General features: G+C 53.0%; 6 protein-coding genes and 1 tRNA gene. 6 read left to right on the plus strand and 1 reads right to left on the minus strand.

What is annotated here, in order from left to right:
* The 3 genes from WC488_03645 to WC488_03655 all read left to right on the plus strand — a co-directional run.
* Positions 1 to 472, plus strand: a 472-nt coding sequence (locus WC488_03645; GenBank protein ID MFA5077495.1) for a hypothetical protein, incomplete at its 5' end; no start/stop codon positions are given.
* Positions 473 to 482: 10 nt separating this feature from the next.
* A complete protein-coding gene (locus WC488_03650) occupies positions 483 to 1,139 on the plus strand; it encodes an ERCC4 domain-containing protein (protein ID MFA5077496.1) in 657 nt (218 codons plus the stop codon).
* A gap of 31 nt (positions 1,140 to 1,170) precedes the next feature.
* The gene (locus WC488_03655) at positions 1,171 to 2,043 is read left to right on the plus strand and encodes an MBL fold metallo-hydrolase (protein ID MFA5077497.1); all 873 of its coding nucleotides are present in this window, start codon (positions 1,171 to 1,173) and stop codon (positions 2,041 to 2,043) included.
* Positions 2,044 to 2,165: 122 nt separating this feature from the next.
* Here WC488_03655 and WC488_03660 read toward each other — a convergent pair whose 3' ends face one another.
* Complete coding sequence (locus tag WC488_03660) at positions 2,166 to 4,409, minus strand: hypothetical protein (protein ID MFA5077498.1); 2,244 nt, start codon at positions 4,407 to 4,409, stop codon at positions 2,166 to 2,168.
* A gap of 517 nt (positions 4,410 to 4,926) precedes the next feature.
* Between WC488_03660 and WC488_03665 the strand changes: the two genes are divergently transcribed.
* The 3 genes from WC488_03665 to WC488_03675 all read left to right on the plus strand — a co-directional run.
* Positions 4,927 to 5,012 (plus strand) — tRNA-His (locus WC488_03665).
* Positions 5,013 to 5,094: 82 nt separating this feature from the next.
* The gene (locus tag WC488_03670; GenBank protein ID MFA5077499.1) at positions 5,095 to 6,441 is read left to right on the plus strand and encodes an HAD-IB family phosphatase; all 1,347 of its coding nucleotides are present in this window, start codon (positions 5,095 to 5,097) and stop codon (positions 6,439 to 6,441) included.
* A 152-nt stretch (positions 6,442 to 6,593) separates the two neighbouring features.
* Positions 6,594 to 8,238: hypothetical protein (locus tag WC488_03675; protein ID MFA5077500.1), on the plus strand; the 1,645-nt coding region annotated here is incomplete at its 3' end.

Consider the following 8,238-nt stretch of genomic DNA (forward strand, 5'->3'; position numbering starts at 1 on the left):
CGTGCTCGTCAAGGTCTCCTCGAGCCCGTCCATCGCGAAGAAGAAGGACGAAATACTCAACCTCACGAACAACATCTTCTTCGCCCAGGGACGTTCCATAACGCTGGTGCAGGCCGGGGAAGCCGAGATGCTCGCCCTCGCGAACGAGCTCAGGATACGGAACATACTGATGGACGAGCGCACCACCCGCCTGCTTCTCGAGGCGCCGTTCAAGATAAAGGAGCATTTCGAGCAGGAATTCAGGACCAACATAATGGTGAATCGCGAGAACCTCGAGAAATTCAACGACATGGTCAAGGACATGAACGTTTTCCGTAGCGCGGAATTCATCTCGCTCGCGTACTCCAACGGCTTTTTCGAAAACTACAAGAAAATGGGGAAAGAAATCTATTCCGCGGCCCTCTACAAGCTCAAGTACTCAGGCTGCAGCATAAGGTTCGACGAGATAGAAGAGCTCATAAAACTTTCGTGAGCGTGCTCGCATGGAAGCTTTGAAGGCAAGGATTTTAGTGGACACTCGCGAGCGCGGCTTCCCGGACCTTTTCAGGGCGCTCGGCGCAGAAGTGGAGGAAAAAATGCTCGAAGTCGGGGACTTTTTATGCTCGGAGAAAACAGCAGTTGAAAGGAAGACCCGCGCTGACTTCGAATCTTCAGTCCTTGACGGGCGTCTTTTCCGCCAGCTTCCCAACCTGTGCACAAATTTTGAGAATGTAGTAATAATCGTGGAAGGCGAGCGCCTGGAGGAGGGTTCGCTTTCCCGAGCCGCGCTCATGGGCGCCTACGCTTCCATCTTTACAGATTTCCACGCCTCGCTCTTCTTCACCAAGAACGAAAAAGCCACCGCCGAATTGGTTTTCGCAATCGCTAAGCACGAGCAGCTCGGCAAGAAACAGGAGATGCGCGTATTCGCGAAAAGGAAGACTTTCACTCTTGCGCAGAACCAGCGCGCCATAATAGAGGCGTTCCCGATGGTCGGCCCTTCTATGGCCCGCAAGCTCTTGATGCATTTCGGAAGCCCTGAAGCGGTTTTGAACGCGAGCGAACCCGAACTTATGGAAGTAGAGGGGCTCGGGGAAAAGAAAGCGAAAGCGATATGGAAATCAGCTCACGAGCCTTATAATCCCGAAGAAGACCCATAAGCAATTTATACCTCTTCCTCCAAATCCCATCATGCAGCTTCAATCCCCAGATGCCCTCATAGCGCTTGATGGAGGAGGCGGCGACGTTTCCTTCGTCTCCCACGCTCACAGCGACCACCTCAACGGGGTTCGCAACAAGGAACGTTTGCTTGCGACTCCGGAAACGATGGCTCTCGGGCAGCTTTCCGGCAAACGCGAAAGCATGCGCGGAGTCGCACTTTTAGATGCGGGGCACATACTCGGCTCCAGCCAGCTTTTCGTGGAGCACGACGGCGAGTCAGTAGTTTACACAGGGGACCTGCGCACCCGCCCGAGCATACTCTTCAAAGGCGCAGAAGCAAAGGAGTGCGACCGGCTGATAATAGAATCCACCTACGGGGACCCTGCCTACATATTCCCCGACTATTACGAAGTCTATTCCAAGCTGGAAAAATGGGTCAAAAGCAATTCCAAATGCAACATCCTGATTGGCGGATACGCATTGGGAAAGTCCCAGGAGCTCATAAAAATACTCAACTCATTCGGCGTAGCTCCAGTGGTTGACAACAACATAGAGCGCTTCAATTCCATCTATTCTGATTTCGGGGTTAAGTTGGATCGCGTAGTGGTGGGAACCGACGAAGCGGAAGAAGCGATGGGCAAGCCCTTTGTCGCGATAGTGGAGATGAAGCGCGCCAAGCGGTATTTCGCGAAAAAGCTCGCGGACGCGTTCGAAAGGAAAACTTTAGTAGCAGTAGCGACCGGCTGGGCCATGAATTACCGATTCGACGCGGACGCGTCCTTCGTTCTGAGCGACCACGCGGACTTCTACGATCTGCTCGGATACATACGCGCCACGAACGCGAAGAAGATAGAATTCGTGCACGGGGACGGCACGCATCTTTCCAATGCCCTCGGTGCATAACCTAGTTCTGCATGCTGTTTGCCTTTCAGCACGTGGGACCCGACTCGCTATGAGCATGAAGTGCTCAATCGCAATTTTCAAGGCGTTTCCTTTTCGCTCGAGTCGCAGAAGCTCATGCCCGCCTAAACCAGTCTTATGCGCTTTGCCGCGAACATCCCGAGCAGAAAAAGTGCAATGAAAGGCATCAGGGGGCATACGGAGTTTCCTACAAAACCCGGATTATTCTTCTCGCTGTATGTCAGCGAAGCATCCGAAGGGGATTTGAGCTGGGCAGTCTGCCCGTTTCCTATGCTCCCGCTTCCCCCGTCAGCTTCGAATTGCCTGCCCTGGGAATCCACCTTGAGCAGCGTGCTCGCGTACTCCTGCGGCTTGGCTGAAGATGCGAAAGAAGGATTCCGGGCAAGGAACTGCTGTGTTTTATAAGATGAAACCTCGAATCTGACATTAGTCCCTTCAGGGACATATATCCATTCCTGGTCGTCCTTCAGGTCCCCGGATGCAACAGCATCGCTGATCGTGTTCTCATACTGCCAGGTCTGGTAGTCCAGGCCCACATGCCCGCCCCTATCATCATACGCATGCAAATCCAAATCCGGCATGGGCCCAAGGGAATTGGCAGTTATCACTACTCCGCTCGGAGGCGCAACAAGCGGCCTCCCAGGGTTCAATGCCGCCCCGACAAGGCTTCTCGGAATATACTCCTCCACCTTGAATGTGGACGTATACGGTGCGGATGTTTCCGTTTCCAGAGTAATCCTGAATTTTCCAGGGACATTCCTGTATATGGTGGCTCCGTCCGGAGCCCCTGCACCGTGCAATGTTGCCCGCCCGTAAGGATATTCAAACTTCGTGGTGTCGTTCTTTTCGGTAAGCCCGGTCTGCGGGCCTATCATGTTCACTACGTAGTGCTTGTTGGTCCCGTCATAAGATACCTTGTACATCACAGTCCCGCTTTCAGGCGCGCTGTAGGTTCCCGACGAATCCCTTGCCTCTATCAGGTAATATGATTTCGCATCGTTGCTCTCAGGGTCATCAAGCCTGTATGTGGTATCTCCTAATTTTTTGCTCTCAATCGCAGTGGCAGTGTAAGTTTCGTTCAGCTTGATGTCCGCATAGCTCAGCCATCCTGCCGATTCCTTAGTGAACGAGCTCATCTGCACCGGGTTGGTCGCCAAAGGCGTTCCCCACCAGTTCCCGGTGCCCATAAGGCCCCAGCTCCCTATTGTTCCGTGCTGGCCCCATGCGTCCACATAGTTGTACCTGTCAGCGACATGGTTCCATTTATCGTATACCGCATATTTGGAGTATATGCTGTGCCCTATCTCATGCGCCCAAAGGCCCATCTCGTCATTCTCAGCCACTATGATCAGGTCCGTCGTATACACCTTGGCAACCCTGTCCGAGCCAGCGACCTCTATGCTGTAGCTGTTGTCACCCCACTGGTCAGCGGTGCTGAATACCCCGTTTGCAGAGTCCGCCTGCTTGGAGCTCCCGGAATAGACCACTATGATTCTTTTGAATGTGAGGTCCTGGGGCATGGAGGTTCCAGCAAAAGCCTTTTTCACCGCAGCTTCGGCATAGCCCTGATGGTCAAAGCCGGCCTGCGAGGCCCCGACAGTATACCAGTCGTTGTTCCCCGCGCTCCCGTCCGCATCCAAGAACGTATATGTGAACGCCTCTTTCCCGTACGAGTTTTTAGCATAATATTCATTCGTTTTCTGTGCTATCTTCTCAAACTCGGCAATTTTCTTGCTTCCCGGCTTGTTCCCGGCCTGCGCCAATATAACGAGCGTGTCCCCGTAGTCGCAGAGCCCCTCCTCCTGCGCCGCTGCATATAATGCCGCGGCCACATCAGCCTCGTTCCCGCCTTCATCAGTCTCATCTGTCGCCATGAACATGTAATTCCTGCAAGACCACACTATCGTCCCGTGCAGGGTCACGCAGTTCTTGTCCGGGTCGTCCGATTCTCCGAAAATGCTCTCAATCCAGCCCACGAACATCTCGTTGAGCGCCTTTGTCAGCCCTGTGGGGTTGCAGTCCTTTCCAGCTTTGAATACCCTGGCATCCCTTCCCTGGTACTTGGTCTTTTCCATCCCGAACAAATCCAATATCTGGTAATTATAAGCTATCTCAAGCGGGTTTCCCGACGCAGTCACATACCCGCGTATCTCTGAGTCATCCCCTTTTCCGTCAGACGAGATAAGATATGCGCTGCCTGGGGCGTCTTCAGGAATGACAGTGCTCTGGGGCCATCCGAGGATTTTGGCCGCCTTGAGGGCTGCATTCTCCGCTTTCTGCGCGTCCGTGGCAGCGAATGCCGCCAGGCAAAACAAGGCCGTTATGAGCAAAATCATCCTAGTTTTCATGCTCGTTTATCCAAGGTAATATTAAAATTCCCTTTGTTCGAAGCCCACAAGCTAAGTTTTATATTCCTGTTCCGAGCAGTATATTCATTAATTCTCTTAATGGCCACGATTGGATTAGGCTGCTGCCCAATTCTCGTAGCCATCACACATCTTTTATTAGCTGTGTAGCAAATATCATCGTGATGGCCACGATTGGATTCGCCTGATTTGCGAATGCTCGTAGCCACTCTATAAGCAGAATATCATGTTCGTGGCCACGATGCCTTTTGTCGGTGTTCCGACAAAAACTCGTAGCCATGCTAGCGATGTAGGTAAAAATAAGCCATGCAGCATATTAACGCATGGCCACGATGTTTCGGTCTACTGACCGAATATCGCAGCCATCACACATCTTTTATTAGCTGTGTAGCAAATATCATCGTGATGGCCACGATTGGATTCGCCTGATTTGCGAATGCTCGTGGCCGCTCGCTCAGCCGGGATGGGAACTCTTATCTCATGGAATATATCGCTCATGGCCACGATGGCGTAGTGGTAGCGTGGGGGACTGTGGCGCATTTGCGCAGAAATCCCTAGATCCGAGTTCGATTCTCGGTCGTGGCCTTATCCGTTTTCCCAGACTTTTCGATCTTCATCCCATTAGATACCAAAAAGCTTTTTAGGCGGGCCTAGCCATGAATACAACATGAGCGCGAATACGCCTGAAAAAGAGCCTGACGGAATCTTTCTTTTCTTCAGGAACCTCCTTACCCCGGAAAAAGCCACAGTGGTGATTCCCTGCTACAATGAAGAGAAAACCGTGGGCCAGGTCGTGCTGGAATGCCTCAGGTCCTACCTGGTCTCAGAAGTCATAGTAGTCGATGACGGTTCTACCGACGGCTCCGCGGAAGCCGCAAGGCAAAACGGGGCGCACGTGATTGCCCATGGCAGGAACAAGGGAAAGGGCGCCGCGATAATGGCCGGTGCAAGGGCGGCAAAGAACGACGCCCTCGTGTTCATTGATGCCGATTTGGAGGATTTTTCCAAGGATACGGTAGAGAAGCTCGTGCTGCCGCTGATAAACCGCGAATGCAGGATATGCAAATCCACGTTCAACCGTTTAGGGGGGAGGATAACCGATTTCACCGCAAAGCCTCTGCTCAAGCACATATTCTCAGAGCTTGAGCTCGGCCAGCCGCTGAGCGGCCAGTTCGCCATAAGAAAGAAGCTCCTGTTCAGCCTGGATGTGGATGCGGACTGGGGCGTGGACATAGCCATAATGCTGTCCGCCCTCAAAGCCGGCGAAAAGATAGTGGAAGTGAACATAGGCGAGCTAAAGCACAAGCACAGGGAGCACGCATCCGTGATAAAGACCGCCGAGGAGGTTTCGCGCACCATACTCCAGCAGGCAGGGTTCCTTGCAAGGAAGCACAAGCTCATAGCGTTCGATTTCGACGGGACCCTTGTGGAAGGCAGGAGCATAGACCTCATCGCGCGCAGATTCGGGTTCATGAAACAGCTTGCTGCCTTGAGAAGCCGGTTCCTCAGGGGCGAAATCAGCGAAAAAAAGCTGAGCGAATCTATAGCGCAAGCCCTCGGGGGGGTTAACATAGCCGATTTCGAGGAAGCCGCAGGAAAGGTGAAAAAAAGAAAATTCGCGGGCGAGACTGTGAACTACCTCAAGCGGATGGGCTACAAGGTCGTGTTGGTATCCTATGCGTTCGACAAGATAATAAATTCCGTTTTCAAGCCCCAGCTTTTCGATGCGATACTCTGCCCCGAGCTCGAAGTTGCGGAAAACACCATTACAGGGGTGATTTCGATTCCCAGGTACCGCAGTAGCCGCCGCTTGTTCCACAAAGGCAAGGCGCTCAGGGCACTGATGCGACGTTTCTCAGCACGGCCTGGCCAAACAATCGCCGTGGGCAACTCCTCTGGGGACAAGGAGATGTTCAAAGCTGCGGGCCTGTCCCTCGCCTTCAGCACCAGAAGCCTGCGTTTCGCAGACGAGCGGATAAAATCTCTGCCGGAAATACTAATAATAGCCAGCTGAAGGCGTACGCATCCGGGCAATCCAGTATAGTGATATGAAAATCTGCTCTCAGTCGTATTCCGAAGAGCATTCAGGGCACTGCGGATTCTGCCCCGGGCAGTCTGTTCACTGGAGCATTTTTAATATCAACTGTGATGTCATTATGGGTATAAATGAAATTATCCTCGTTCTTGCTTCTCATGTCCATTTTCGCCACAAGCACCGTTTTCTCATCATGCGATGACGGAATCTGCAGCTTACCTTACGAAAATTGCAAGAGCTGCCCGCAGGACTGCGTCTGCCCGGGCAATTCCCGCTGCGACCCGCTTCCCAATTTTGACGCTTCCAGATGGTCGGTTTATTTTGAAAATCAAAGCCTTGGCTGCGTCCATATAGCTGAATGCGGGGACGGCTTCTGCGACGACGCCACCCCTCCGGAATACAGCAAAGACAACATCCTGGAAAACTGCGCGAACTGTCCTGCAGACTGCAGCTGTTCTGGCCAGTGGAATGACTGGGGCACATACCATTATTACGGAATACTTTCCGGTTCGAACTTCACCTACCGCTCCCATAATTACTGCGATGTTGACTCAAGTTCGGAAACATACGGCGCGTGCGTTGCTGTTTCTTATTGCGGAGACGGAACATGCGACTGGGAAAACAGGACCAAGTCCGGGAACCGTGATTGTGCCGACTGCCCTGAAAACTGCGCCACCTGCCCCCAAGACTGCGACTGCAACGAGCTCAGCGGAGTGGAGAGCGGCATTGTATGCAACGCCACCAACCCAAAGGCCGACCGGACAGGATGCTTCTCCTTCGATTATTGCGGCAACAACTATTGCGGTTGGGGGCTGAACGATGACGGAACCTACAGCGGCGAGACCTGTAAGAGCTGCGCAGCTGATTGCGGTTGCACCGGAGGAAATATTTGCGCAGAAGTAGGCGGCAACGATAGGTTCTGGGACCCGCCATTCCTGTGCATAAACGCGAGCGCAGGCACATCAATGGGGGCGGAAGGGTGGACTCTGTGCGCTGGTGGAAGCGGAAAATACTGCCATACATCCTGCCCGGACGGTTATTGCGATCCTGCGCGGGGTGAATCATGCGCCTTGTGCGGCGACTGCGCCTGCGATTCAGGAGAGCACTGCGATACCAATTCAAACAGCCAGGACTCCAGGGGCTGCGTGGCCGGCTTAGTTGCCAACCCAACTGCGAACGCAACCGGGAATGCAACTGCAAATGTAGGCAGCAATGCGCAGAACGCGGACTATGAAACATCATGCACCAACGGCATTGACGATGACGGAGACGGATTGGTGGATTGCGCCGATGTGGATTGCGCAATCAGCAGGCACTGCAGCGAGCAGGTGCGCACCGAGCTTTCCCAGGAGCTCAAGGAAAAATACCTGGATGAGCTCAAGCGCCTGGGCATGGACATGCACACGACCGCCATAGAAACCTATGCAGAAGTTTACGGCAACAATCCAGAAAAAATGATGGCTGAAATAACCAAGTACATGGACGAAAAAGTGTACAAAACTAGGCAGACCCAAGCATATATGGGCATATTCAAGGACGACCCGCAAAAGCTTGCGGAGATGCAGGCGATAATAAACAGGAACCAGAACGACCTCATTATGCGGGACATAGAGCTTCAGGAGTACGTTTGCAAAAACTCAAAGGAGTACAAGGACGAAGCTACGCTCAAGAACTACGTGGAAAATTATGTGCTCAATCCGCCCAAATGGCTCTATGGGGGAGAGTACAGCTCAGGCGGGGCTTTAGACTGGGCGAACTTCGGGAGCAAGGGCTTCA

It is taken from the genome of Candidatus Micrarchaeia archaeon (genome assembly GCA_041650355.1).
Lineage (GTDB): Archaea > Micrarchaeota > Micrarchaeia > Anstonellales > Bilamarchaeaceae > JAHJBR01.